Below are 24,260 nucleotides of genomic sequence, written 5' to 3'. Positions count from 1 at the left end.
ACCACACAGGCTAGCCGAGCCGACGCGGGATCGATTGCGCCAGATCAATACCCGGCAAGCGGCAAACCCTAGCGTCTCCGTGCGCGTGAAGTGCGCGGCCCCATCCGAGGACACCGGCGCTTGTCTCTGTTCGATCCCGCATCATTGAATCTCGATTCCGCGGTCGCAAGGATCGGGGTCGCGCTCGGGATCGGGCTTCTGGTCGGGCTGGAGCGCGAGCGCCGCAAGGGCGAGGGCGCCAAACGCGGGCCCGCAGGACTGCGCACCTTTGCGCTCGCGTCCCTTGCCGGCGCAATCGCCTCCATTGTCGGCGGCGAAACAATGCTCGCGCTCATCACGGCCGGAATCATCGGCCTGACCGCGATCGCCTATTATCGGTCAAGCAGCGACGATCCCGGCCTCACCTCCGAAGTCGCGCTCGTGCTGACGGCGCTGCTCGGCGGGCTCGCCATCCAGCGGCCGGGCCTGGCCGCCGGCGTCGCCGTTGCACTCACGGTTCTCTTGGCCGCGCGCACGAAGCTGCATGACTTCGTGCGCTCGGTGTTGACGGAAGACGAGGTCAGGGATGGCCTGATCTTCGCAAGCGCCACGCTGGTGGTCCTGCCCCTGCTTCCCGATCGGCCGGTCGGTCCCTACGATGCGTTCAATCCGCGCGCGGTCTGGATCATCGTCATCCTGGTGATGGCGATCGGCGCCGCCGGGCACATGGCGATACGTCTGCTCGGCGCGCAGGCCGGTCTTCCGATCGCCGGACTTGCCTCCGGATTTGTGTCCAGCACCGCCACGATCGGGGCGATGGGCGCCCGCGCGACCAAGACTCCCGCCTTGCTCGGCCCGGCTGTTGCCGGCGGTGTGCTGTCGACCGTCGCAACCGTCGGCCAGATGGCCGTAGTGCTCGCCGCGGTCAGCATTCCCGTGCTGAAGGCGATGCTGCTGCCGCTGATCGGCGGCGGCATGGCCGCCGTGGCCTACGGCGCCATCTTCACCATCAAGTCCGCACGCGAGACCAGCGATGCGGAGTTGAAGCCCGGCAGGGCCTTCAGCCCGCCTGCGGCGCTGCTGCTGGCGGCGGTGCTGTCCGGCGTTCTCTTGCTTTCCGCCGCCCTGCAGGACACCTTCGGCGAGCTCGGCCTCGTCATCGGCGCTGCGGTTGCGGGCCTCGCCGACACGCATGCACCGGCGGTCGCCATCGCTGCCGTTGCAGCTTCCGGAAAGATCGATGCCGCCGCCGCGGCCGTGCCCATTCTGGTGGCGATGTCAGCCAACACGCTCAGCAAGGCCGTCGTCGCCTGGATGAGCGGCGGGCCTTCCTACGCACTGCGGCTGATCCCCGGGCTTCTCGCCGTCATCGCCGCCGTGTGGGCCGGCGCGTTCGGCGCGTACTTGCTCAAGTAAACTTCCAGAGCTACCCCAAAAAAAGTTGCGGCCAGGCTTTGGGGGAAGCCTGGCCGCGCGCGAACCGGTCTGGGACGGGGAGGGGTGGGGATGTGACCGGGTCGCGTGTCCTCTAGTTCCTTTGTTCAGCGATCGCGGGCGCTGGCGGTGGAGACCGCAGGCCTGCTGTCACCGAGCGAGACCCAGACATTGGGATCGCCCTGCGACTGGCGTTTGACGAAGCGGTATCCGGTCTCGGTCCAGGCCAGGACGCTTTCGTTCTGGTTGTCGAGAACGAACTCGCCCTTGTCGGACTTCACCGTCAGCACCGCATGTCCCTCGCCCTTCTTGTCGCGCACGACGGTGATGAGCAGGGCCTCGCGCGGCCATCCGGCATCGATCAGCATCTTGCGCTTCAGCAGCACGTAATCTTCGCAGTCGCCGTAACCGTCCGTCGGCAGTGACCACTTCTCGATCACGCCCCAATGATCCATGTCGGTCAGGGGCTTGATCGACTCGTTGACCCATTTGTTGACGCGCACCAGGTCGCGCCATGCCGTCTGCGACATCACGATGTCGCGTGGTTGGCTCGCGCCGCCGCGGCAATCGCCCGGATTCTCGGCGCAGAATTCGACCCAGCCGATCGGCGAACGCGTGGTGTCGCCGAGGCTGGCATAGTGCACGTCGCCGGCTTTCGCCTGGACGCTCAGCCCCAGAAGGATGGCAAGTACAGCCAGCCCTTTCCCCTGTCCCTTGAACAACATTGTGGCCCCCGTTTTTCTTGTTGGGACCACGTTTCGCATAAAGGATTTGCGCCGCCGCTAAGTCGGCCAAGTAGATTTGAAGCGAATACAAGTAAAAGGCGCGGCGAATTCGAACTATACTTGAATCGAATTCGACTAAAATTTGAGACAACTGCAATTGATTCAAATTTTATGCATTAACCGCCGGTGTGCTGGCGCGATTGCGGAAATCGCCGCTGATGGCGCCGCGTTAACTGCGATCTGGCAGAACCGGAAATGCAAAGGGCGGTATCCGGAGATGCGGATACCGCCCTTTGGGTCGAAAATCGCGGGCTTTTGCGCCTGAAGCGCTTTACCGCATGCTAACGCTCTCTTCGAGAGTCTCCGCATCCTGCGCGTGGGTGAACTCCAGCGCGAAGCCTTCCTCGAGATTTCGCACCACCCGCGCCGGTACGCAGCCGAGGCGGACCATGGATTTCAGCGGCGGGCGGCTTTCGGCGGCCACCGCCGCGCCCGACAGCGACAGGTCGATGATGCGGCAGCTCATGCGCTGGCCGTCTTCCAGCGTCAGCACGGCGATCGGGTTGCGCGGCACGATGCGGTCGTGGCGGCGGTCTTCCGGCAGATTGAGGATGTCGCGGTTGGCCAGCCACGTCAGCTGGGCGGCGAGCTTGTCGCGCTTCCTGGCGGTAGCGCTCACCGTCATAGCAAAGCCGTTGTCGATGATGCGGGTGATCTTGCCCTCGACCCGGCCGATATGGTCGAGATAGGCGATCACGCGGTCGCCGACATTGCCGATGCCGGGCGCCAGCAGGGCGAGGCCCCCCGGCGACATATTGATGATCTGGCAGGGGAATTCGCGCCGGTCGGGCAGCATGTAGCGGCCGAGCAGGTGCACCTTGACGCGCTGGAAGCGTCGCCGCTCCTGCGCCGCCGGCAGGGATGATTTCTTGTGCGCAAACGACATCATGGCCACCCGACGCCGGATTTCGGCGCCTCCTCGACCCTAAGGCTGACAGGGTTAACGATGTGTTAGCGGCGGTTGCATCCGCGTCGACTTTACATAGGCTCGCCAACACCCAGGGAAGCGGGCAAGCATGCACGCCAGTCAACACATGAGCGGGGGGAAAATCCGATGCGCGCCGAGTTCGAGACCATCGCCCTGTCGCGGGTCGACGGCCATATCCTCACCGTCACGCTCAACCGGCCCGAGGTGTCCAACGCCCTCAACACCCAGATGGGGCTCGACCTCATGGAAGTGTTCGAGCAGTTCTCGATCGAGACGGAAGATTTGCGCGCAGTGGTTGTCACCGGCAGCGGCAACAGCGCGTTCTGCGCCGGCGGCGACCTCAAGGAGCGCAACGGCATGACAGATGCGGCCTGGCGCGCGCAGCACCTGATCTTCGAGCGGATGGCGCGGGCGATCCTGGGTTGCCCGATCCCGGTGCTTGCGGCCGTCAACGGAGCGGCCTATGGCGGCGGCTGCGAGATCGCCGCCGCCTGCGACTTCATCTATGCCGCGAACACGGCGCGCTTTGCGCTGACCGAGGTGACGCTCGGCATCATGCCCGGCGCCGGCGGCACGCAAAATCTCGCCCGCGCCGTCGGCGAGCGCCGCGCCAAGGAGTTGATCCTGTCCGGCCTGCCGTTCACCGCGGCTGCGGCGGAATCATGGGGCCTCGTCAATCGCGTGGTCGAACCCGGCGAACTGATGGAGGCGACGCTGACCATTGCCCGCCGCATCGCCGCCAACGGACCGCTGGCGGTGCGTCAGGCCAAGCAATCCATCCATCGCGGCCTGCAGATGTCGTTGTCGGACGGACTTGCCTTCGAGATCGAGGCCTATAACCGCCTCGTTTCCACCGAAGACCGCCGCGAGGGCGTCGCCGCCTTCAACGAGCGCCGCAAGCCGGTGTTCCGCGGCAGCTGACTTGCGCCAGACGCGAACGCCGAATGTGGAGGGACGACATGCAACTTGCACGCAGAACTTTCCTGCAACTCGCGGGCTTCGCAGCCATGCTGCCCGTCTGGCCGCGCGCGGCATCCGCGCTCGATTATCCGACGCGGCCGGTGCGTATCGTGGCGGGCTTTGCCGCGGGCGGCGGCGTCGATATCACCGCGCGGCTGATCGGGCAGTGGTTCACCGAGCGCCTTGGCCAATCCTTTGTCACCGAGAACCGCCCGGGCGCCGGCGGCAATATCGGCACCGAGACCGTGGTCAATGCGGCCCCCGACGGCTACACGCTGCTGCTTGCGACGCTGCCGAACGCCGTCAACGCCTCGCTGTACCCGAAACTGAATTTCAACTTCATCCGCGACATCGCGCCGATCGGCGGCATTATCCGCGTGCCCATGATCATCATGGTGCATCCGTCGCTGCCGGCGAACAGCGTTCCCGAACTGATCGCCTATGCGAAAGCAAATCCGGGCAAGATCACCATGGCTTCGGCCGGCAACGGCAGCGCGCCGCACATGGCGGGAGAGCTGTTCAAGATGATGGCCGGCGTCGACATGCTGCACGTGCCCTATCGCGGGCAGGGACCGGCGATGACGGATTTGCTGACCGGCCAGGTGCAGCTCTTATTCGCCACGGCGCCCGGCACCATCGACTATGTGAAGACCGGCAAGCTGCGTGCGCTGGCGGTGACGACGGCGGCGCGCGCGGAGGTGATGCCCGAGCTGCCTCCGGTGGCCGACTTCGTACCCGGCTATGACAGCAGCCAGTGGTACGGCCTGTGCGCGCCAAAGGCGGTGCCCGGGACCGTCGTCGCCACGCTCAACAAGGAAATCAACGCCGCCATATCGGATCCCGCGCTGAAGAAGCGGCTGGAGGCGCTGGGCGGCGAGCCGCTGCCGGGCTCGCCCGCCGATTTCGCAAAGCTGATCGCCGAGGATACGGAGCGGTGGGCCAAGGTCGTCGCCGCCGCAGGCTTGAAGCCGGAGTAGCGGTCAACCCTCCCGGGTCACCGCCGTCAGGTTCATCGTCAGCAGCACGTCCGGCTTCGGCAGGTCGCGCACGGCGAACGCCGTGCGGGCCGGCCGGTGCTCGCCCATCATCTCGGCATAGGCGGCGTTCATGGTGTCGAAATCCTTCATGTCGCGCAGGAACACGTTGACGTGCACGACGTGATCGAGGTCGGAACCGGCGGCCTCCAGCATGACCTTGAACGACTGCAGGATGCGCAGCGTCTGCGACCTTATGTCAGGGCCGGCCAATTGTCCGGTGGCGGGATCGAAGCCGGCCGTGCCGCCGATCGTGATGTGTTGTCCGACCTTGGCGATGTGGTTGTAGGGGCCGATCGGCTTTGGCGTGTTCGGCGGTGTCAGCGTTTCCACGCGGGTCTTCATCGGCGGGGCCCTTTTGGTTGTGTCATTTTCGCCTGCGTTAGGTGCGGTGCGGCCTTCTGTCAAACAAGTGAGGCGGAATGCTGCCCATTCGAGATGCAATCGCCGCTCTGCGCATGGGAAGCATGCCGATTGCACCGATCGTGGAGGCTGTTCCGATCCGCCGTCAGCGTGTAGGCTTAGAACCAATCAAAACAAAGGGTTCGAGCATGATCCCGAAAAAGCGGATCATGCTCGACCAGGTCAGGGGAGGCGTTCTGGTTCGATGGCGGATATCCGATACCTTGCTCCGCATACGCTCGATGAAGCGGTCGGGGCATTTGCGGCCGCGGGCAGCGCGGCGCGCATTCTCGCAGGCGGCACCGATCTCCTGGTGCAAATGCGTTCCGGCATCGTCAAGCCGGGCGTGATCGTCGACATCAAGAAGATCGCCGAGATGACCGCCATCGAGGAGACCGCCGATGGCGGCTTCCGGATTGGCGCGGCAACCTCGGGTATGGCGCTGCACGACCATCCCCGCTTCGGCAAGGTCTGGCCGGGCGTGCTGGAGGCCGTCAACCTGATCGGCTCCAAGCAGGTGCAGGGCCGGGCGTCTGCCGGCGGCAATCTCTGCAACGGCTCGCCCGCCGGCGACAGCGTGCCGGCGATGATCGCGGCCGGTGCCGTCGTCACGATCCAGGGCCCGAACGGCCGCCGTGAACTGAAGGTGGAAGAGGTGCCCGCCGGTCCCGGCCGCACCAATCTGAAGCCCGGCGAGATTCTGGTCAGCTTCAAGCTGCCGCCGCGTCCGCCCGGTTCGGGCGACGCTTATCTGCGCATGATTCCGCGCACCGAGATGGACATCGCCGTCGTTGGGCTGGGCGTCAGCCTGACCTTGAAGGACGGCGTCTGCACCGCCGCCCGCGTCGGTCTCGGCGCCGTCGCGCCGACCCCGCTGCTGGTCGAGGCTGCAGCCAAGGCGCTGGTCGGCTCGAAGCTTGACGCCGCTGCGCTGGAAAAAGCCGCGGAAGCCTGCCGCGCCGCCTGCCGTCCGATCGACGACAAGCGCGGCACCATCGCCTACCGCATCAAGACCGCGGGCGTGCTGCTCAAGCGCACGGCCGCCATCGCCGCCAAACGCGCGACAGGGAAATAGAGTTCATGGCCAAGATTCACGTCACCACCACCATCAACGGCGAGCCCGTGGAATATCTGTGCGAGCCGAACGACACCATGCTCGACGCGCTGCGCGGGCCGCTCGGGCTGACCGGCTCCAAGGAAGGCTGTTCATCCGGCGATTGCGGCGCCTGCAGCATCACCGTCGACGATCAGCTGATCTGCTCCTGCCTGATGCTCGCCGCCGAAGCCGAGGGCCACGAGATCCGGACCATCGAGGGCATGGCCGACGGCGAAAAGCTGCATCCGCTGCAGCAGAAATTCCTCGAACAGGCCGCGCTCCAGTGCGGCATCTGCACCTCGGGCATGCTGGTGGCTTCCGACGCGCTGCTGCGCAGGAACCCGAACCCGTCGGAGGAGGAAGTCCGCTTCTGGCTCGCCGGCAATCTCTGCCGGTGCACCGGCTACGACAAGATCGTGCGCGCGGTGCTGGAGACCGCGGCGGAAATGCGCGACGGAATCAAGGAGGCAGCCCAATGAACCTCGTCACCAACAACAAGTGGATCGGCCAGCGCACCATTCGCCCCGACGGCATGGACAAGGTCACCGGCCGCGCCCAGTTCGCCGCCGACATGACCATGCCCGGCCAGATCTGGGGCAAGGTCCTGCGCAGCCCGCATCCGCATGCGCGCATCCGTTCGATCGACACGTCGAAGGCGGAGAAGCTGCCCGGCGTGAAGGCCGTCGTCACCTCGAAGGACATCGTCGACTTCCCGATCGAGAAGGGCGCGGTCATGCTCGGCATCCAGGACATGCGCTGGATGTGCCGTAACGTGATGGCGCGCGACAAGGCGCTGTTTCCCGGACACCCCGTCGCGGCAGTCGCCGCCACCACGGAGGCGATCGCGGCTGAGGCCTGCAGCCTGATCGAGGTCGACTACGAGGTGCTGCCCTGGACGATCGAGATCGAGGACGCGATCAAGCCGGACGCGCCAGTTCTGCACGAGTTCAACAAGTGGGAAGGCAAGCCCTCCAACATCATGGGCCGCCTCGAGCACAAGAAGGGCGACATCGCCGAAGGCTTCAAGAAGGCCGACGTGGTCATCGAGCGCACCTTCACCACGCGCCCGGTGCACCAGGGCTATATCGAGCCGCATGCCTGCGTGATCTCGGTGGCGCCCGACGGCAAGACCACGATCTGGAGCTCCAGCCAGGGCCAGTTCATGGTCCGCGCGATGACGGCCTACCTGACCGGCATTCCCCAGAGCGACATCCGCGCCATTCCCGCCGAGATCGGCGGCGGTTTTGGCGGCAAGACCATCGTCTATCTCGAGCCGCTGGCGACCCTGCTCGCCAAGAAATCCGGGCGTCCCGTGAAGATGGTGATGACGCGCGAGGAAGTGATGCGCGCCACCGGGCCGACGTCGGGCTCGCGGAGCACGGTGAAGATCGGCGCGACGAAAGACGGCCGCATCACCGCCGCCCACGGCACCTTCTACCTGCAGGCCGGCGCCCTTCCGGGTTCGCCGATCCGCGGCGCCGCCGGTTGCAGCTTCACGCCTTACGACATCCCGAACCTTCTCTCCGAAGGTTTTGACGTCTGCTCCAACCGCTCCAAGGTCGCGGCCTATCGCGCACCCGGCGCGCCGATCGGCGCCTATGCCGTGGAATGCGTGATGGACGAAGTGGCGGAAGCCTTGAAGATGGACCCGCTCGACTTCCGTCTCAAGAACGGCGCCAAGGAAGGCACCAAGGCCGCGCACGGCCCGACCTTCCCGCGCATCGGCTATATCGAGACGGTGGAAGCCGCGAAGGCCTCGGCGCATTACGCCGCGCCGCTCGGCGACGGCCACGGCAAGCCGCGGGGCAGGGGCGTCGCGTCCGGCTTCTGGTTCAACGCCGGCGGCGAGTCTTCAGCGCAGGTCAACATCACCGAAGACGGCAACGTCGTCGTCACCACGGGACACCCCGACATCGGCGGCTCGCGCGCGGGCATTGCCAATATCTGCGCCGAGCTGCTCGGCATCGACTACAAGCGTGTGTCCGTCATCATCGGCGACACGCAAACCATCGGCTTCTCCAACCTGACCGGCGGCAGCCGCGTGCTGTTCGCCTCCGCGATGGTGGTGACGCAATCGACCGAGAAGGTGATCCAGACGCTGCGCGAGCGCGCCGCGAAGATCTGGAACATCGATCCCGAAGCGGTGAAATGGGACCAGGGCGCGGCGCATCCGGTCAGCCCGAATGCCGGTCAGTTCGAGCCGTTGACGCTGAAGGAACTCGCCGACAAGGCGCCCACCCAGGGCGGCCCGATCGGCGCCGGCGTGCAGCTCAACACCACGGGCGCCGACGGCGGCTTCGGCACGCATATCTGCGACGTCGAAGTCGACACCGAGCTCGGCATCGTGCGCGTGATCCGCTACACCGCGGTGCAGGACGTCGGCCGCGCCATCCACCCCGGCTATGTCGAAGGACAATTGCAGGGCGGTGTCGCGCAGGGCATCGGCTGGGCGCTGAACGAGGAGTACATCTACAACAAGGACGGCAAGGTCGATAACCCCGGCTTCCTCGACTACCGCATGCCCGTCTGCTCGGACCTGCCGATGCTCGACTGCATCATGGTCGAGGTGCCGAACCCGAAGCATCCACAGGGCGTCAAGGGCGTCGGCGAAGTGCCGCTGGTCCCCGTGATGGCCGCGGTGGCAAGCGCCATCTACAACGCGCTCGGCATCCGCTTCTACAGCCTGCCGATGTCGCCGCCCAAGGTGAGCGCTGCGCTGGATGCCGGCGTGAAGCAGGCGGCGGAGTAGGCGATGAGCGCGACGGGTCCGCAGGCGCATGACCCGTCGGCCAGCAACGACTCAGGCAGTCCGCGAAGGGTGCGCTTTCGTGGACTGCCTACCATTCTCGGCGTTCTGTTTGCGCCGCTGGCGTTGTACCTCGTCGTCCTCGCAGCCGGCGGCGGCCACGGCACTTACTACGCGGCGAAACTTCCGTTTCCCTGGACCATGATGTCGACGGCGGTCACCAAGTCGATCACGCAGCCCTCTGTCGTGCTGGGGATCGCGCAATATCCTCTCTACGGCATCATCCTCGACGTCGCCCGCAGCAAGGGTCGCCTCACACCGGCCGTGCTGACCCTGGTCGCCGTCCATCTCTGTGCGATCATGCTGGCGTTCGTGATTTCCAATCCCTCGTTCACGCCGTAAGACGGATAGCGAAACTATCCGCCCAAGCGTGCCCCGGTTGAACTCGACGGCTGGCTGCAAGGCACGACGCGCCGATCGGGCTCAACCGAGCCGGTGAAATGCCGGCGGCAAGGGCTCACGCACGAGTCCGCTCAGATCCAGCGCCTCGCCGCTTTCCGTGATGTCCGCGAACAAGACCTCGACGAACGGATGCTGACGGTTGAACGCGGCACCTCGCTGGTATTTCGTGCTCACAATTCTTCGAAGTGACTCGATGTTCGCCTTCCCGAGCGCGGTGTACTGTCGCCGGAACAGGCTTTGTCGTCCTCCATCGCGCTCGATGGAGCCGACCCAAACGTCCATCACCTTGCGGCTGATGAACGCCTCAACCGGCTGAGCGCCCTCCATGGCAAGGAGCCGCAAGCCGTCCATGTTGTGCGGTCCGTCATCGATGTCGAATTGGGAAACTGGCATCTGGGATGCTCCATTGGTGTATGGCGGACGCCGTCGCCGGCTCGACGACCCGCCGACAGCTCAAGCCGACGCAAACAAGCGAGTGCCGGTCTGTGCGGTGTCGCTGCCGTTCTATCGGGTGATGGTGGCGTTCACCATCGGATGATGACCGCGCCGGCGATGACCACACCGAAGAACAGCGGCAGCAGAATGGGCGGCACGAGCCACTCGCGCAGATCAAACTTCTGAATGTTGGGCATGTTGACCGCCTTGTTATGGCGGGAGCGCAAGCTCTCAGTCACCGGCAGATGCCAGGCACGAACGGTGATTGGAACAGGAGACGCTCATTCTGGGGCAATGTCGAGGGAAATCGCGACAAATGACCAGGAGCCCGATGTTTTCGTCGAGTCGGTCCGTCAGTGTTCATGACACGTCTGTGCGGCGTGTAAATGGACGGCGTTCGTCGCGCGGCGGTTGATATCGGGTACCGGAGTCTCCATATGCTTCAATGAGTGATCGACTCTCGCACAACCGCGCGACTCCCGAGCTCGACGCCTTCGCTATACAAATTCCGTGAATGATATCGCCCAACGGCACGTCGCTTCGACGTGCGCGTCCGGGGTCAGGACAACATATGCCCATCGAGCACGCCTCCGTCAGGGTCGTTCACAAACCCTGGGGTGCCTGCGACCTCCGTCCCTGGAGCAACATCGACGGCACCAATGACGCGGTGGGAGAGTTGTGGTTTGAGCGGGCCAGCGGGAGCGCTTCGGGTCCTGCCTTGCTGCTCAAGCTGCTGTTCACGAACGAACCGCTGTCGATCCAGGTTCATCCGGATGATACCTGCGCGCGCGCGATGGGTCTGCCGAACGGCAAGAGCGAGGCATGGTACATCCTGTCGGCGAAGCCGGATGCGAAGATCGGTGTCGGCCTGACGCATCGCGTCACTCCGCAGGAGTTGCGGGCGTCGATCAGGGACGGCTCGATCGTCGATCTGGTGCAATGGCGTCCGGTCGCGAAAGGCGATGTCGTCTTCATACCCGCCGGCACGATCCACGCGCTGGGCGCCGGCATCGTGCTGGCCGAAATCCAGCAGCACAGTGACGCGACGTTCCGGCTGTTCGACTACGGCAGAGGCCGCGAATTGAATGAGGACAATTGTGTCGCCGCCGCCGACGCCGGGCCGCTTCAGCCTGCCGGCAGTGCCAGCCGCCTTACGCGTGAACGGACCGTCCTTGTCGCGAGCCAGCATTTCGTTCTCGAGAAAATTGACCTGCCGGCGGGCTCGAGCTGGGCGCTGCTGGCTGAACCGGAAACCTGGATTCTCGCAGTCGACGGCCATGCGGCGGTCGGATTGACCGCAGTATCCGTCGGGGAGGCGATCTTCGTCAGCGGTGGCCGCACCAGCATCGAGGTCGGCGCCAACGGATTGACCGCCCTGGTCGCCTATCCCGCGGCGGCTCCCGTCGCTTCGTTGCTGCAGACGCTGGCTGAACCATCCGCCGGCCGCGTTCCACGCACCGCCGTTGCGGAATTGATCAGCCATTACGAGGCGCGGACATGACGCCGATTGGCAGGATTGCGTTGATCGGCAATTCGTTGCCCCGCCGTTGCGGGATCGCGACATTCACCACGGACCTGCAAAGCGCGCTGTCGAACTCGCCGACAAGCCCGGTGACTTCCATCGTGGCGATGACCGACCGCGGTCAGGCCTATGACTATCCCGGCGCGGTCGCCCTGCAGATCGAGGATGACGTCATCGAATCCTATGTGCGCGCCGCGGCGTTTCTCAACGCCGGCCGCTTCGACGTCGCTTGCCTGCAGCACGAATTCGGAATCTTCGGCGGCGAAGCCGGCTCCCACATCCTCGAATTGCTGTCGCGTCTGACCATGCCGGTGGTGACGACGCTGCATACGGTGCTGGCCAAGCCCACGGCGGCCCAGCACGCAGTCATGGATCGCATCGTCGAGATGTCCGCAAAGATCATCGTCATGGCCAACAAGGGACGCGAGCTGCTTCGCAGCGTCTATCGTGTGCCTGACGAAAAAATCGAGGTCATCGCCCATGGCATCCCCGACTTTCCGTTTGTCGAGCCTGACGCGGCAAAGGCCAGGCTCGGGTTCGACGGCCGTTCCGTCATCCTGACGTTCGGCTTGTTGTCTCCCAGCAAGGGCATCGAGGTCATGATCGATGCCATGCCGGCGATCCTGAAACAGCGCCCGGACGCGGTCTACGTCGTGCTCGGCGCGACCCACCCCAATCTGGTTCGGGACCAGGGTGAAGCCTATCGCGCGAGCCTGATTGCGCGCGTGCGGGACCTCGGCGTCGAGGACCACGTCGTATTCCTCGACCGCTTCGTCGACCAGGCGACGCTGCTCGAATTCATTTCGATGTGCGACGTCTATGTCACGCCCTATCTCAACGAGGCGCAGATGACGTCGGGCACGCTGGCTTACAGCTTTGGCCTTGGAAAGCCCGTGGTCTCGACGCCCTATTGGCACGCGCGCGAACTGCTGGCCGACGGACGCGGCACTCTCGTCTCCTTTGGCGACGCCCCGGAAACCGCCAATGCGATCGCGCAATTGCTGACCGACAAGCCGCGCCGGCAGGTCATGCGCGAGCGGGCCTACGCGACCAGTCGACCGATGACATGGCAGCGCACCGCCGAGCGTTACATGGCGGCTTTCGCGAACGCGCGGCAGGGCCACTGGTTGAAGGTGATCGCGCGCAGCGCCCCGGCTCCGGCGCAAACTGCCGCGGCGCCGGCCATGCAAACGGACCATTTCCTTTCGATGTGCGACGATACCGGACTGCTGCAGCACGCCGTGCACTCCGTGCCGGATCGTTTGCACGGCTATTGCGTAGATGACAATGCGCGCGCGCTGTTGCTGGCCTGCGCCCTCAACGCGCCCGGCGAGCAGCCGCTCGCGGAATTGCTGACAGCCCGCTTCGCCGCTTTTGTTCAGCATGCGTGGAATCCCGATACCGGTCGATTCCGCAATTTCATGGGTTACGACCGGACCTGGCTCGAGCAACAGGGCTCCGAGGACAGCCATGGGCGGACCTTGTGGGCGCTGGGTCAATGCGTGCGCAGAGACGCCAGCGGATCCCGGCGCCGATGGGCGGCCGCATTGTTCGACGCGGCACTGCCGATAACCAAATCGTTTCGTTCGCCCCGGGCTTCGGCGTTCACGCTGCTGGGCCTGGACGCCTATTGCGCCGAGATCCCGGACGACCGCCGTGCCCGCGATATGCGCCGGATTCTGGCCGACAGGCTGATGCTATGCCTTGAGTCGGTGGAGACGCCGGACTGGATATGGTTCGAGGAGGGCCTTGCCTATGACAATGCGCGGCTGCCCGAGGCCCTGATCGTCACGGGCATGGCGACGCGGAACCGCGGCTATATCGACGCCGGGTTGAGGTCGCTGCGCTGGCTGATGATACAGCAGACATCCCCGATGGGTCATTTCCGGCCGGTCGGTACCGCCGGTTTCGGCGAAAGCCGGCAACCTCCTTGCGCGTTCGATCAGCAGCCGGTGGAAGCGACCGCAACGATCGCCGCCTGCCTGAAAGCGTTGCGGGCGGAGGAGGATGCCGGATGGAAGAGCGAGGCGACCAGGGCTTTCTCCTGGTTCCTGGGCAGCAACGACCTCTCGGTTGCGCTCGTCGATAGCGGGACCGGCAGTTGCCGCGATGGACTGCATCCCGACCGAGCCAATGAAAATCGCGGGGGAGAGTCGGCGGTGTGCTATCTTCTGGGGCTTGCCGAGATTCGTCAGCTTGCCCGCGTGAGTGTCAACCCGGCAGATTCCGTGGCGCTTCGAGCCGTCCGGGCCTGATTTCAACATTCACTCCGGCCAACCGAGGGCACACTCTTGCACGCCACCTTTCTGAACCGGCAGGCGCTTCATTTGCGCCCCGACCCCGCGCGCGTCATCGTCCGCCCGTTCAAGCCGGCGACCGAACCGCGCGATCTCAACCCGACCGACAAGACCCGGGCCAATCACATCGTCGAGCGCGTCCTCGAACTGGATTCGAAGGAGGCGGAAAACCAGCTGGCGGATGTGCTGGAGAACTTCGAGGGCAGGCATCGCAACCTGCTGGAGACATTCGAGCGCCGTGCCGACGAGATGGAGGAAGCCCTCGCGGCGCATTGCAGCTTTTCCAGGGTCCAGCGTCAGCTCGTCGGCGCGTACTTCATGAACGAGTATTCGTTCGAAGCCTCGGCATTGTTCAATCCGAGCATCGTGCCGCACCCCGATCAGTCGGGGATTGCGGCCGGCAGCCTGCGCTTCATTCTCAGCCTGCGTGCCGTCGGCGAAGGACACGTGTCGTCACTGACGTTCCGCACGGGCACCGTCGCGGCTGACGGCGGCATTCATGTCGAGCCGACCGTGCGGCTCGCTTCAAGTCCCCGGATCCGGCATCTGATTCCAGGACCGATCGGTGACGAGGTGGAACTCGCCTTTTCGCCCGAGCAGGACATCAGCGAGCGCGTCATCTTTCCGGTCACCGAATCCCAGTCGCACGGCATCGAGGACGCTCGCTTCGTCGAATTCACGGATGACGGCCGGAAGACCTATTACGCGACCTACACCGCCTACATGGGCACGGCGATTCGATCGGAATTGATCGAGACCTCCGACTTTCTGTCGTTCCGGATGTCGCCCCTGCACGGCGCTGCCGCGCGCAACAAGGGCATGGCGCTCTTCCCGCGCAGGATCGACGGCAAGTACGCCATGATTGCGCGGCAGGACAACGAGAACCTCTATCTGGTCTATTCGGACGACCTGTACAGGTGGGAAGGCGGTCAGGCGATCCTGAAGCCGCGATTTCCCTGGGAGTTCGTCCAGATCGGCAACTGCGGATCGCCGATCGAACTGGAGGAGGGCTGGCTGCTGCTCACGCACGGCGTCGGGCCGGTTCGAAGATACTCGATCGGCGCAGCGCTGCTCGACAAGCGGGATCCGTCCAGGGTGCTGGCGCGTTCGAGCGAACCGTTGTTGCGGCCCGAGCCATCCCAGCGCGAAGGATACGTTCCCAATGTCGTCTACACCTGCGGGGCACTGGCGCATAAGGACCGGATCATCCTGCCCTACGCCGTGTCGGACACCTATTCGCATTTTGCGACCATGAAGGTCTCGGCGCTGCTGCAGGCCATGTCCTGAATGCAGCGTTGCGCGGTGCGACTTGTCTGTTCAAGGGAGAGTCCCATGGCCCGAGAAACATGCTATTTCGTTCAGGCATTCAACCTCGGCCGAGGCGAGGACCTGAAAGCCGACGCTCCGATCGCCTGCAAGACGGAAATCAGCGCGCTGCGGACCGCCGAGAGGCTCGCACCGAGCAAGCTGGGCGTCGTCGCCTTCTCATCCGCGGGAGATGCCGAAACGGGCGACTACGATGACGAGCCGACGGTCCTGTTCCGTAGCGGCCAGGTTCCTTCGGCTTTCGGCTGAGCCCGTCCCGGTCCTGGTTACGAAGATGAAAGAAAGGTGCATCAATGAGCGGACGACTCGATATACTGAAGAAGGCCCGCGAGCGCATGATCGAGGACAGGGACGCTCACGCCAAGGTGTTGGCGGCGCCCTTCGACCGGGATACGGCCGAGCGGGCACGCGGCAAGTTCGTCGAGCTGCAAGCGTTGATCGAAGCCCTGGATCGCGCGATAAGCGGCGAGGAGGGCGTCGCGGCAAGAATCTGAGCAGCGGAACGGGTCGCTTCGCCGTGCCTTTCGCGCTAGAGTGGCGGTAAATCCCGGGGTAGACACATGTCGCATGCCTTCAAGCCGAATGATGACGTCCAACACCAGCGCCAGGGTCCGCAGGGCCGCGCTGAGACCGATCCGCCAATGATTTATACGATTGTTCAGCGCATGCCCATCGAAGCGGACGGACGTCTCAGATATCGGATCAAGAGCAAGTCGGACAATATCGAGCGGATAGTCACGGAAGATCAGCTTTCGTACTGTCAGTGATTTGGCGCGCTCCCGGACTATCGCCTGCGGAAGTTTGTGACCAGCACTCTTGCGCCAGACGGCAAACCGCGAGCTAACGGCCCATTTGAGACATACTGGCCGTCCGCTCCATGGTCAGGGGCATGGCGCACATTGAAGAAGCTGCGCCCAACGAGCGCGGTTGCGTTCAGCAGCGGAAATTGCCTCGAGGTGTCATCGAAACATTCCGCCCACCACACCGCCGATCAGCCCGCCGGGGCCGCCTCGATGTTGGCGTGCGCTGTCCGTGCCGCGACCACGGGTCGTTTGCTCGGGTCTACTGTCAACGCTGGCTTGCGCCGCTGAGACGATTTCAGCCTGTAGCGCCGTATGCTGCACCGGGCTGAGGAAGCCAGTTTCGGGATAGCCGCGCGCAATCTGCCAACGGGAGATGGCAGCACGAGTCGGCTCGTCGAACTTGCCGTTCACCTTGCTGTCGAAGCCGAGGCGCGTCAGTCCGCGCTGAACGTAGCGGCGCTTTGCCTTGTCAAGCCTGATCTGATCTTCGGTTTCCTGCGTCGCGGCGGCGAGGGTGGCCGGATCGACAGATGCCAGCTGGTCGCGGACGATTGTGCTCGGACCTGCTTTGGCCGCGTCTGCGCCGACGAGAATTACCAGGAACAAAAACGCGAGAGTGAGGACACGCAAGGGTTCATTATTCCCTGATCTTGAAGTCGCTCGGTGATTTCGCCTCAGTAGCCGCGAGGTCCAAATCGAAAGCGCAACTCGGTGTGTGTGGATGGACAACTGTTACACCGGCCCGATGTTCCATGACGCGCGTCGATTGTTACGCCGCATTGTTTGACCTAGGTCGGCGCTCGCAGCTGGCCCATGAGCCAACCGTTGGTTTCCCGCGATTTCATTGGATCGAACGGCTCGACCGCAGTCTGATGGTCGTAACCGTACGCGGGGCACTTCAGTGTGCGGGCATCGAAGCCGGAGCGTCCGGGCGTCATCCGTGCCAGAATGGCCGCTGTTTGGCACTCTGGGCCCTGCGGCCGGTGAAACGTGATCATGACGCTCTCCAATCACCGGCAGTTGCCGTTAAGAGGCGCGCGGTGATAGAAGCAGTATGGAGCCGCCACTATCATGTGGTTGTGCTGTTTTGCTCACTTTCGAGAAGTTAACGAACTGGCTGTGGCGAGCGTCGGCTCGCCGGGCTATTGACGCACCACGCTGACATTTGCGGTTCCGCTGTCGATCATATCCAGTTCGACCGCAGCCGCACGGCTCAAATCAATAATGCGCCCATGACCGTATGGACCACGGTCGGTTATGCGCACGACCACGCTCCTGCCGTTGCTGACGTTTGTGACCAGCACTCTTGCTCCGAATGGCAGACTGCGATGAGCCGCGGTAAGGTCCGCGGGCCTGCTCACTTCGCCGCTTGCGGTGTCTCCGCCGCCATAAAACGAAGCCATCCCGTTTTCTGCCTGGGATGAACCACTCGCAACCGACGACAACAGGAGAGCCAATGACAATAGCTTTGAGGTGGACATCTGTTGTGAATGCCGGTCAACCTGTAAAGTTCCGTGGCAGCACCCCCACGCACGATGATTGCGAAGCAACTTCGGGAAACGCTCCACGCATGGAGCCGCGCAAAAAGCCCGACCGCGCGGCAAACTGGTCAAAATTATACAGACGAACATCGACGGGCCTGTGATGCTGTCCTTCCTTTTCGTCAGACCAGAGGTGGAGAAATGAACATGTCGAGCGAGAGCTTGTTGGTCGTCTTGTTCGTGGGTCTTGTCGCCGGCTGGCTGGCGGGTCAATTCGTGCAGGGAACCGGCTTCGGACTCATCGGCGACCTTGTCGTCGGACTCCTGGGTGCCTTGTTCGGAAGCTGGTTGCTGCCCCAGCTCGGGATCCATCTCGGGACCGGATTGGTCGGCGCAATCGTCAATGCCACCATAGGTGCCGTACTGCTTCTTCTCATCGTGCGCCTCGTTCGGGGTGGCGGTGGCGGCGGATGGGGGTGGCAGAGAAACTGGTGGCGTCGCTAGCTCGCGCCTGACTCGGTCTTGTCACACGGGGCCGCCATTGATCTCGATTTTTCCGGTATGGCTTGACCGGCCGAGCTCACGCAATCTGTTCTCGACTCGGGACGGATCACCTCTCCGCAGACGACGGCGCGACTTCGGCGAAAGAAACGGCCCCAGCGGGGGCGGGGGGCGCGCAAGCTGGGGCCGTCATTTCATCAGATCGCCACGGGGATGGCGTTCCGGTCGTCATTGCCAACCGATCTCCGATACAATCGTTCCTGGCAGAGTGACTTTATTTCCGATCCGATTGATGGCTCGCGCCGAGGAGGCTTGCCGGCGCCCGGCGCGCTCCGCTTGAATTCGCTGCCAAACTGAAGCCCCGGATATTGGCCGTCATCAGGAGTTCGATTCGAGTGTGTCAGGTGAGCAATTCGCCGACGGCAATTTGACCTGGATCAAAAGCAGATTGGACTGCGCAGCAAAAATGGGATTTGTGGTTCATTCGGAGGGTCCGAGATCGCACTGACAGTGGCGACCGCGATCGGTTCCAGGTTGTACTGAGGAGAATACATGAGCCGGCTTCACGCGCACCCGGAAAGCCATCTCGTCGGTCGGATTGGGTGGCTGAGGGCGGCTGTCCTTGGCGCAAACGATGGCATCATCTCGACGGCGAGCCTCATCGTTGGCGTTGCTGCAGCGGCCGCAACCCGAAACGATGTCCTGATCGCAGGTGTTGCGGGATTGGTCGCCGGAGCGATGTCGATGGCGGCTGGCGAGTATGTTTCCGTCAGTTCGCAGTCGGATACCGAGCAGGCTGATCTTGCGCGGGAACGCAAGGAGTTGAGCGAAAACCCCGCTTTTGAACTCGACGAACTTGCCGAAATCTACATCAAGCGGGGTGTCGACAAGCCCTTGGCGCGGCAGGTCGCCGAGCAGTTGATGGCGAAAGACGCGCTGACGGCTCATGCGCGCGACGAACTGGGAATCTCGGAAATAACTGCGGCCCGTCCCGTACAGGCCGCGCTCGCCTCGGCGGCGATGTTTGCGGTAGGCGCAGCCATGCCGTTGCTGATGGTGATCGTGTCGCCAGGCAACGCGCTGGTGCCGGTTGTGTCCGCAGCGTCGCTGGCCTTCCTGGCGGTCCTGGGTGCGATCGGCGCCACGGCGGGCGGCGCCAACATTCTGCGCGCGACCATCCGTGTAACTTTTTGGGGTGCGTTCGCCCTGTCCCTCACCGCCGGCATTGGAAAGCTGTTCGGGACAGTCGTTTGAAAGACAGGCTAACAGCCTGCGGCTGAAAGATCATTGCTGCAGCCATAAGAGTGTTGTTTCAATGCCAGCATGTTTGGACAGCTCCCTAACGATGGATGGCAACGAATGACCAGCGAGCAAAGCCATAAGGTGCACCTGAGTACTGAAGATCAGGAGCGGCTGCGAGAACTTCGGGCGCAGAAGCCCGCCCGCAACGCACCCAGGCTTGCACTGACGCCGGGCGCGATGCTGGCCGACCGGGTTGCCGAAACAGTTGGCTCCTGGCGCTTCATCATCATCCAAAGCGTGCTGCTCGGCATCTGGATCGTCCTCAACATGCTGGCGTTCATCAACCATTGGGACCCTTATCCCTTTATCCTGCTGAACCTGGTGCTTTCTTTCCAGGCGGCGTACGCGGCGCCCATCATCATGATGAGCCAGAATCGTCAATCCGACATCGACCGCAGGCACGCGGAACACGACTATCGAATAAACGTGAAGGCTGAACTCGAAATCGAATTGTTGCACAACAAGATTGACGCGCTGCGGGAGCAGGAAATCCTGCAGTTGCTCAACATCATTCAGCGCTTGTCTGCCCAGCTTGCGCCCGAGCTTGTCGCGTCCATCGAGGCCGGAGCGGTGCCGGGCGAAGCCTAACCCGCGGTCGTTGCCGCCGATCAAGTCTTCCGGTGGCTCGATGGCGCCAGCCAGGCCTCGGTTGTGGAGCTGTCCATCGAGTGCTGCTCACTCATGCTGCATTGCGGGCAGGCAAACGATCGCAAGTCCAGGCCCCACATGCTCGGCTCGATGGTCGTCAATCTCATGCGAGAGCTGCAAGTGGTGCACAGTGGGCCCTGGTTTTGTTTGTCGAGCATGAAGCGACCCCCTACGTTTGGCGCGGAGCGTAGCCAGGATCGATGCCAAACCGGCGCTCGCGATCCGGATCACGCCGGTGCTGTTGCGGGCGACGGCGCCGGGAGCATGGAACCTGCGAAGTTCCGCCGCTGTTCTGTATTGCTCACATTCCAGGAATTTGCTTGCCCTCGGCTGATGAGGGACACCGGCGGCGTCGATTCATCGATGCGGCCTCAAACGCGAAACCGCCAAGGCAAATCGAATCGGGGTCACAGAACAAATCCGGGGGCGAGTCGTTGTCTAGTAATGCGTCATCGAGAACAACAATCTATTGGTCCAATGAGCACCCAGCGTGCTCATGGCTTCGCGATTTGTCCGGCGCTACCTCTCATGCCGACGACGGCTGCAGGGCCTTCTGAAGTTCCAACCAGTCGAAAGCGACCGACAAGAGAGGATGCCGTGCGCATTGCGAAGGCGAAAATCAGCCGTCGACAATCGCTAAGAATGCAGAGGGAAGCACAAAAGGCCCGGATGGCTTACCTGCGAGAATCGATTTCGCGATAAAGGGCTTGCAGATATGACAAGCCTTCCACGGTCAAGCGGTGTTGGTCTCGCTCTCCATCGATATACCGCTTCATGAGGTGTTTCGACAGCCGCTCTCGCACACCTTTTGCCTCGGAGCGGTCGGCGAGAGCGCCATAAATGGTAAGCGCGCGATCGACTGGCAGCGTATTCATCGGTTTTCTCAATACGGTTGGTTGGTCAAGTCGCAGGACGCGCAATCGTTCCTCCGGGGTAAGTCGCGCGTGCGCTGCTGCCGTCATCGCTTCCGTCATTGCCAATCGTTTTCGAAGGCAGATCAGCAGATGAGGAAAGAGTCCATGCTGAACTCGCGTGTTTGCGGGGGCCTTCTCGGGGGAGGGGTCTGCGCCCAAACCAGACGCATAACCACACACTCAAAGGTGTCCTGAGACTGCAGGAGAATTATCCGAGGAGTGTGCAATTTTGCTCAGACTTCGGAGCGGCCACCGTGCCTAGCTGAAAGAGATCGGGTGGTCCCATTGCCCCCCAATGCCCGGTCAGGATCCCAGCTGAGCCAGAAGCCAGCTGGGGTCCCTTCCTGGCACAACATTCCAACATCTGACGTGTGCACTGCGCCCCACGTGGTGCTCGCCGAGCCTGCATGATATCAATTGTGATCCCGCAAGTGGTTCACTGAGCCAACCCGGGAGGAGCATTGATGCAGAAGCCGAGAATTTCAAGAAGAAAGAACGGCTCGAAATTTGACCCGGTGCTGTATTTCGGCACGTCGGCCAAGGGCCGTTCCATTGCCAAACATCGGCAAAAGCAGGTCATCTATGCACAAGGGAACGCCGCCGATGCCGTGTTTTACATCAAGAAGGGCAAGGTCAAGATGACCGTTGTCTCGAAGCAGGGCAAAGAGGCAGTCATCGCGATCCTGGGCGTAGGCGAGTTCTTTGGCGAGGGATGTTTGATCGGGCAGCCAAAGCGTCTGGCAACGGCGACTGCAATGACGGACTGCGAAGTCATGAGGGTGGAGATGGTTGAGATCCTCCGGGTTCTCCAGGATGAACCAGCGTTCTCCCGAATGTTCATTACGCATGTACTGGCGCGGTCAGCCCGCGTGGAGGCCGACCTGGTCGACCAGCTGTTCAATTCGACCGAGAAGCGTCTCGCCAGGATTCTGCTTCTATTGGCCAACTTCGGCAAGGAAGGGCGACCGGAGCCGATCATTGCAAAGATCAGCCAGGAAACCCTGGCCGAGATGATCGGCACAACCCGGTCGCGCGTCAGCCATTTCATGAACAAGTTTCGTGAATTGGGCTTTATCGATTACAACGGCCATCTTGAAATCCACAGCTCGCTCCTGAGCGTGGTTTTGAACGAGCAGCCAGGTGATGTGAAAACTTTGTCCTGACGTTTTCGCTGTGACGTTCATCCGGATATTTCCCGCTCTGAGCAATTTGAACGAATTTGGGCGTTCGCCAGCGCCGCTACTGAGCCTCCGAGACAGGGCGAGCAGACGAACAGGGCGGGGTTCGTTCACGACACCGCCAATATCCGCTCCACGCCCTTTAGTGGCTCAAACTCACGCAGGCAGGACACCCCCCGGGGGCCGGCGGCGGTGCCAACTCAAAGCGCGTCGCGGTGTCCTGACGATTGAATTCCCCGGCCGCCCGCACTAGCCTCACCCGGCTGGGGAGGACTATCTGAATGAGGCCGCGTGGTGACGGGCTCAAGCTATTCATCGCTATCCTGCTGCCTTTCGTCGTGATCTTCGGCGTGGCCGAGGTTGCCCTTCGCACGGCCAGGAGCGAGCTTGCCTTCTTCCGCTCGGTGGTGGGCGAGGTGCCGCCGCATGTGGCGGTGTTCCGCAATCCCGCCACCCGGATCAAGAAATTCCAGTTTCCGGTCAACCCGCACACCGCCGATCCCTTCCTCGCCTGGAGGAACCAGGCTGGCCTCAGGCAAGAGCCGTACCTCACGACGTCGCACGGCATCTACTCGCCGCATGAAATTCCATACGAACGCGACGGCAAGCGCTACCGCCTGCTCATTCTCGGCGATTCCTCCACTGCCGGCCTCGGCATCGACAAGCAGTCCGACACCTGGCCGCAGGTGCTGCAGCGCCTGCTCGGCGATGGGGTCGAGGTCATCAATGCCGCCGTGATCGGCTATTCCACCGAACAGGTGCGCGCAGCCCTGCTTCGCGAGTACTACAAGTACAAGCCCGACGGCGTCCTGTTCTACGTCGGCAACAATGACGGCTTCGGCTCCAGCGTGCCCGACCGCCGCCTGCTCGATGCCACGCAGGCCGGAAGGTCGTTCGCGAGCCGTGCCGAGAACTGGCTCGTCGAGCATTCGGCGACCTACGTGTTCCTGAAAGCGGGCGCGAAGTACCTCAACCAGATTGCCTTCGACACCGACCTCGGCGACGAGGCGCTCAAGCTGCCGCGCGTTCCCCTCGGCGAGTTCCGCGAGAACATGGATGCCATGATCCGCTGGGCGGAAGGGACGGGCGCCGACGTCTACCTCGTCATTCCCCCGGTGCCGCTGGAATACCCGCCGCGCATCCTCGAATATGATTTTCGCCGCGCCTACGAGCCGCAATTCGGCTGGAAGAAGGGATGCCTCGAGCCGGGCAAGCCGTTGAGCAATTTGCTGCCCGCGCTGCTCAATACGGACATCACGGCGCCGCGCTATCCCAAATACGATCTGCCGATCGGCAGATACGCCAACCAGGTGGTGCTCTGCTTCGACGGCCGTCTCGACGAGCAGCGCGAGCGGTTTTCGAAGCTTGTGGAGAGCGGTACCGGGGATCCGGACGTCTACAACAATTACGGCTACGTGCTGGCCCGGTCCGGCGACGCACAGGCTGCGCTCGCGGCCTTCCGCAAGGCAATCGAACTCGCGCCGAAGGTGCCGCACTTCCACTACAATGCGGGGCTGACGTATCGCCGGCTCGGTGACGAGCAGAAAGGCCTCGCGGAGCTGCAGGCCGCCATCGACCTCGATTTCACCTCGGCCCGCATCCAGTCACCCTATGTGGCCGAGCTGAAGAAGATCGCCGGCAGCGACGGCCGCATCGTCCTCATCGATGCAGCCGCGGTGTTCCGTGGCTGCGACAACGAATTGCTGTTTGCCGACCACGTGCATCCCAATGAAAAGGGCCAGGCGCTGGTGGCGCGCACCGTGGCGCGGACGGTGGCGGCGCGGCGGTCGAACGGCGCTCCGGAGGCGAAGGCGGCCTGCGGTGAATAGCGCCCTCAGATGGGTTGCTCCGGCGGAGTGTTGCAAATCCGACACGACGGTCAGATTGTTGTTCTGTTTTACGGAATCGTTGTCAAGTCCAGAAATGAAAAATATTCTGCTTTACGGAAACGGCAAATCAGGTGCATAACCCGCCCCAGCCCGCGCCACCATGAGGGGACGCTTCGCGGTCGTCACGAACGTTGGCGC

General features: G+C 63.3%; 26 protein-coding genes. 18 read left to right on the top strand and 8 right to left on the bottom strand.

The genetic code is table 11. The features are described 5' to 3' along the window. Positions 1–120 precede the first annotated feature (120 nt). Complete coding sequence (locus tag HZB49_RS28730) at positions 121–1,395, top strand: DUF4010 domain-containing protein (protein ID WP_291617520.1); 1,275 nt, start codon at positions 121–123, stop codon at positions 1,393–1,395. A gap of 125 nt (positions 1,396–1,520) precedes the next feature. On the opposite strand, the gene HZB49_RS28725 is transcribed toward HZB49_RS28730, so the two are convergent. Both HZB49_RS28725 and HZB49_RS28720 read right to left on the bottom strand, forming a co-directional pair. Beyond that, the gene (locus HZB49_RS28725) at positions 1,521–2,138 is read right to left on the bottom strand and encodes a transglutaminase-like cysteine peptidase (protein WP_291617519.1); all 618 of its coding nucleotides are present in this window, start codon (positions 2,136–2,138) and stop codon (positions 1,521–1,523) included. Between the two features lie 331 nt (positions 2,139–2,469). Continuing rightward, on the bottom strand, positions 2,470–3,084 hold the full coding sequence (locus tag HZB49_RS28720) for a PilZ domain-containing protein (RefSeq protein WP_291617518.1): 615 nt from the start codon (positions 3,082–3,084) through the stop codon (positions 2,470–2,472). A gap of 168 nt (positions 3,085–3,252) precedes the next feature. On the opposite strand from HZB49_RS28720, the gene HZB49_RS28715 reads away from it, so the two are divergent. Continuing rightward, positions 3,253–4,047: an enoyl-CoA hydratase-related protein gene (locus tag HZB49_RS28715; protein WP_291617517.1), complete on the top strand. Its 795-nt coding sequence runs from the start codon at positions 3,253–3,255 to the stop codon at positions 4,045–4,047. Between the two features lie 38 nt (positions 4,048–4,085). Beyond that, positions 4,086–5,063 carry a tripartite tricarboxylate transporter substrate-binding protein gene (locus tag HZB49_RS28710; protein WP_291617516.1) on the top strand — a complete coding sequence of 326 codons (978 nt, stop codon included), beginning with the start codon at positions 4,086–4,088 and terminating at the stop codon, positions 5,061–5,063. A gap of 3 nt (positions 5,064–5,066) precedes the next feature. Here HZB49_RS28710 and HZB49_RS28705 read toward each other — a convergent pair whose 3' ends face one another. Next, entirely contained in the window at positions 5,067–5,453 is a 387-nt protein-coding gene (locus HZB49_RS28705) for a Rid family hydrolase (protein ID WP_291617515.1), read from the bottom strand. A gap of 283 nt (positions 5,454–5,736) precedes the next feature. Here HZB49_RS28705 and HZB49_RS28700 point away from each other — a divergent pair, with 283 nt between their 5' ends. From HZB49_RS28700 to HZB49_RS28685, 4 genes are read left to right on the top strand one after another with little or no spacing between them, the layout of a single operon-like run. After that, positions 5,737–6,597 carry a xanthine dehydrogenase family protein subunit M gene (locus HZB49_RS28700; protein WP_291617679.1) on the top strand — a complete coding sequence of 287 codons (861 nt, stop codon included), beginning with the start codon at positions 5,737–5,739 and terminating at the stop codon, positions 6,595–6,597. Between the two features lie 5 nt (positions 6,598–6,602). Next, positions 6,603–7,097, top strand: a complete 495-nt coding sequence (locus tag HZB49_RS28695; protein WP_291617514.1) for a (2Fe-2S)-binding protein — start codon at positions 6,603–6,605, stop codon at positions 7,095–7,097. Further along, positions 7,094–9,367: a xanthine dehydrogenase family protein molybdopterin-binding subunit gene (locus HZB49_RS28690; protein ID WP_291617513.1), complete on the top strand. Its 2,274-nt coding sequence runs from the start codon at positions 7,094–7,096 to the stop codon at positions 9,365–9,367. The genes HZB49_RS28695 and HZB49_RS28690 overlap by 4 nt, the downstream gene beginning before the upstream one ends. A 3-nt stretch (positions 9,368–9,370) precedes the next feature. After that, on the top strand, positions 9,371–9,766 hold the full coding sequence (locus tag HZB49_RS28685) for a hypothetical protein (RefSeq protein ID WP_291617512.1): 396 nt from the start codon (positions 9,371–9,373) through the stop codon (positions 9,764–9,766). Positions 9,767–9,847: 81 nt separating this feature from the next. Here HZB49_RS28685 and HZB49_RS28680 read toward each other — a convergent pair whose 3' ends face one another. Continuing rightward, entirely contained in the window at positions 9,848–10,219 is a 372-nt protein-coding gene (locus HZB49_RS28680; RefSeq protein WP_291617511.1) for a signal transduction histidine kinase, read from the bottom strand. Positions 10,220–10,832: 613 nt separating this feature from the next. On the opposite strand from HZB49_RS28680, the gene HZB49_RS28675 reads away from it, so the two are divergent. From HZB49_RS28675 to HZB49_RS28650, 6 genes are all read left to right on the top strand, one after another. Further along, positions 10,833–11,762, top strand: a complete 930-nt coding sequence (locus tag HZB49_RS28675; protein WP_291617510.1) for a class I mannose-6-phosphate isomerase — start codon at positions 10,833–10,835, stop codon at positions 11,760–11,762. Further along, positions 11,759–14,038: a glycosyltransferase family 4 protein gene (locus tag HZB49_RS28670; protein WP_291617509.1), complete on the top strand. Its 2,280-nt coding sequence runs from the start codon at positions 11,759–11,761 to the stop codon at positions 14,036–14,038. The genes HZB49_RS28675 and HZB49_RS28670 overlap by 4 nt, the downstream gene beginning before the upstream one ends. A 36-nt stretch (positions 14,039–14,074) precedes the next feature. Next, positions 14,075–15,367 carry a glycoside hydrolase family 130 protein gene (locus HZB49_RS28665; RefSeq protein WP_291617508.1) on the top strand — a complete coding sequence of 431 codons (1,293 nt, stop codon included), beginning with the start codon at positions 14,075–14,077 and terminating at the stop codon, positions 15,365–15,367. A 45-nt stretch (positions 15,368–15,412) separates the two neighbouring features. Continuing rightward, positions 15,413–15,655 carry a hypothetical protein gene (locus HZB49_RS28660; protein ID WP_291617507.1) on the top strand — a complete coding sequence of 81 codons (243 nt, stop codon included), beginning with the start codon at positions 15,413–15,415 and terminating at the stop codon, positions 15,653–15,655. 44 nt (positions 15,656–15,699) lie between these two features. Further along, a complete protein-coding gene (locus tag HZB49_RS28655) occupies positions 15,700–15,900 on the top strand; it encodes a hypothetical protein (RefSeq protein ID WP_291617506.1) in 201 nt (66 codons plus the stop codon). Between the two features lie 66 nt (positions 15,901–15,966). Then, on the top strand, positions 15,967–16,173 hold the full coding sequence (locus HZB49_RS28650; RefSeq protein WP_291617505.1) for a hypothetical protein: 207 nt from the start codon (positions 15,967–15,969) through the stop codon (positions 16,171–16,173). A 192-nt stretch (positions 16,174–16,365) separates the two neighbouring features. Here HZB49_RS28650 and HZB49_RS28645 read toward each other — a convergent pair whose 3' ends face one another. From HZB49_RS28645 to HZB49_RS30115, 3 genes are all read right to left on the bottom strand, one after another. After that, positions 16,366–16,839 (bottom strand): peptidoglycan-binding domain-containing protein, encoded by a 474-nt coding sequence (locus HZB49_RS28645; protein ID WP_291617504.1) that lies wholly within the window; start codon positions 16,837–16,839, stop codon positions 16,366–16,368. A gap of 158 nt (positions 16,840–16,997) precedes the next feature. Continuing rightward, on the bottom strand, positions 16,998–17,207 hold the full coding sequence (locus HZB49_RS28640) for a hypothetical protein (RefSeq protein WP_291617503.1): 210 nt from the start codon (positions 17,205–17,207) through the stop codon (positions 16,998–17,000). Between the two features lie 144 nt (positions 17,208–17,351). Continuing rightward, positions 17,352–17,963, bottom strand: coding sequence for a septal ring lytic transglycosylase RlpA family protein (locus HZB49_RS30115; protein ID WP_365859605.1), 612 nt, complete (start codon positions 17,961–17,963; stop codon positions 17,352–17,354). Between HZB49_RS30115 and HZB49_RS28630 the strand changes: the two genes are divergently transcribed. From HZB49_RS28630 to HZB49_RS28620, 3 genes are all read left to right on the top strand, one after another. After that, positions 17,892–18,194 carry a GlsB/YeaQ/YmgE family stress response membrane protein gene (locus HZB49_RS28630; RefSeq protein WP_291617501.1) on the top strand — a complete coding sequence of 101 codons (303 nt, stop codon included), beginning with the start codon at positions 17,892–17,894 and terminating at the stop codon, positions 18,192–18,194. The genes HZB49_RS30115 and HZB49_RS28630 overlap by 72 nt on opposite strands. Before the next feature lie 549 nt (positions 18,195–18,743). Then, positions 18,744–19,445: a VIT family protein gene (locus HZB49_RS28625; RefSeq protein ID WP_291617500.1), complete on the top strand. Its 702-nt coding sequence runs from the start codon at positions 18,744–18,746 to the stop codon at positions 19,443–19,445. 105 nt (positions 19,446–19,550) lie between these two features. After that, on the top strand, positions 19,551–20,081 hold the full coding sequence (locus HZB49_RS28620) for a DUF1003 domain-containing protein (protein ID WP_291617499.1): 531 nt from the start codon (positions 19,551–19,553) through the stop codon (positions 20,079–20,081). Between the two features lie 734 nt (positions 20,082–20,815). On the opposite strand, the gene HZB49_RS28615 is transcribed toward HZB49_RS28620, so the two are convergent. Further along, positions 20,816–21,115 (bottom strand): hypothetical protein, encoded by a 300-nt coding sequence (locus HZB49_RS28615; protein ID WP_291617498.1) that lies wholly within the window; start codon positions 21,113–21,115, stop codon positions 20,816–20,818. Between the two features lie 404 nt (positions 21,116–21,519). Between HZB49_RS28615 and HZB49_RS28610 the strand changes: the two genes are divergently transcribed. Both HZB49_RS28610 and HZB49_RS28605 read left to right on the top strand, forming a co-directional pair. After that, positions 21,520–22,218, top strand: a complete 699-nt coding sequence (locus tag HZB49_RS28610) for a Crp/Fnr family transcriptional regulator (RefSeq protein ID WP_291617497.1) — start codon at positions 21,520–21,522, stop codon at positions 22,216–22,218. 296 nt (positions 22,219–22,514) lie between these two features. Continuing rightward, complete coding sequence (locus tag HZB49_RS28605; RefSeq protein ID WP_291617496.1) at positions 22,515–24,062, top strand: GDSL-type esterase/lipase family protein; 1,548 nt, start codon at positions 22,515–22,517, stop codon at positions 24,060–24,062. Positions 24,063–24,260: the final 198 nt, after the last annotated feature.

Origin of the sequence: Bradyrhizobium sp. (assembly GCF_016219575.1) — a bacterium.
GTDB lineage: Bacteria > Pseudomonadota > Alphaproteobacteria > Rhizobiales > Xanthobacteraceae > Bradyrhizobium.
This window is presented reverse-complemented; position numbering and strand designations above follow the sequence as displayed.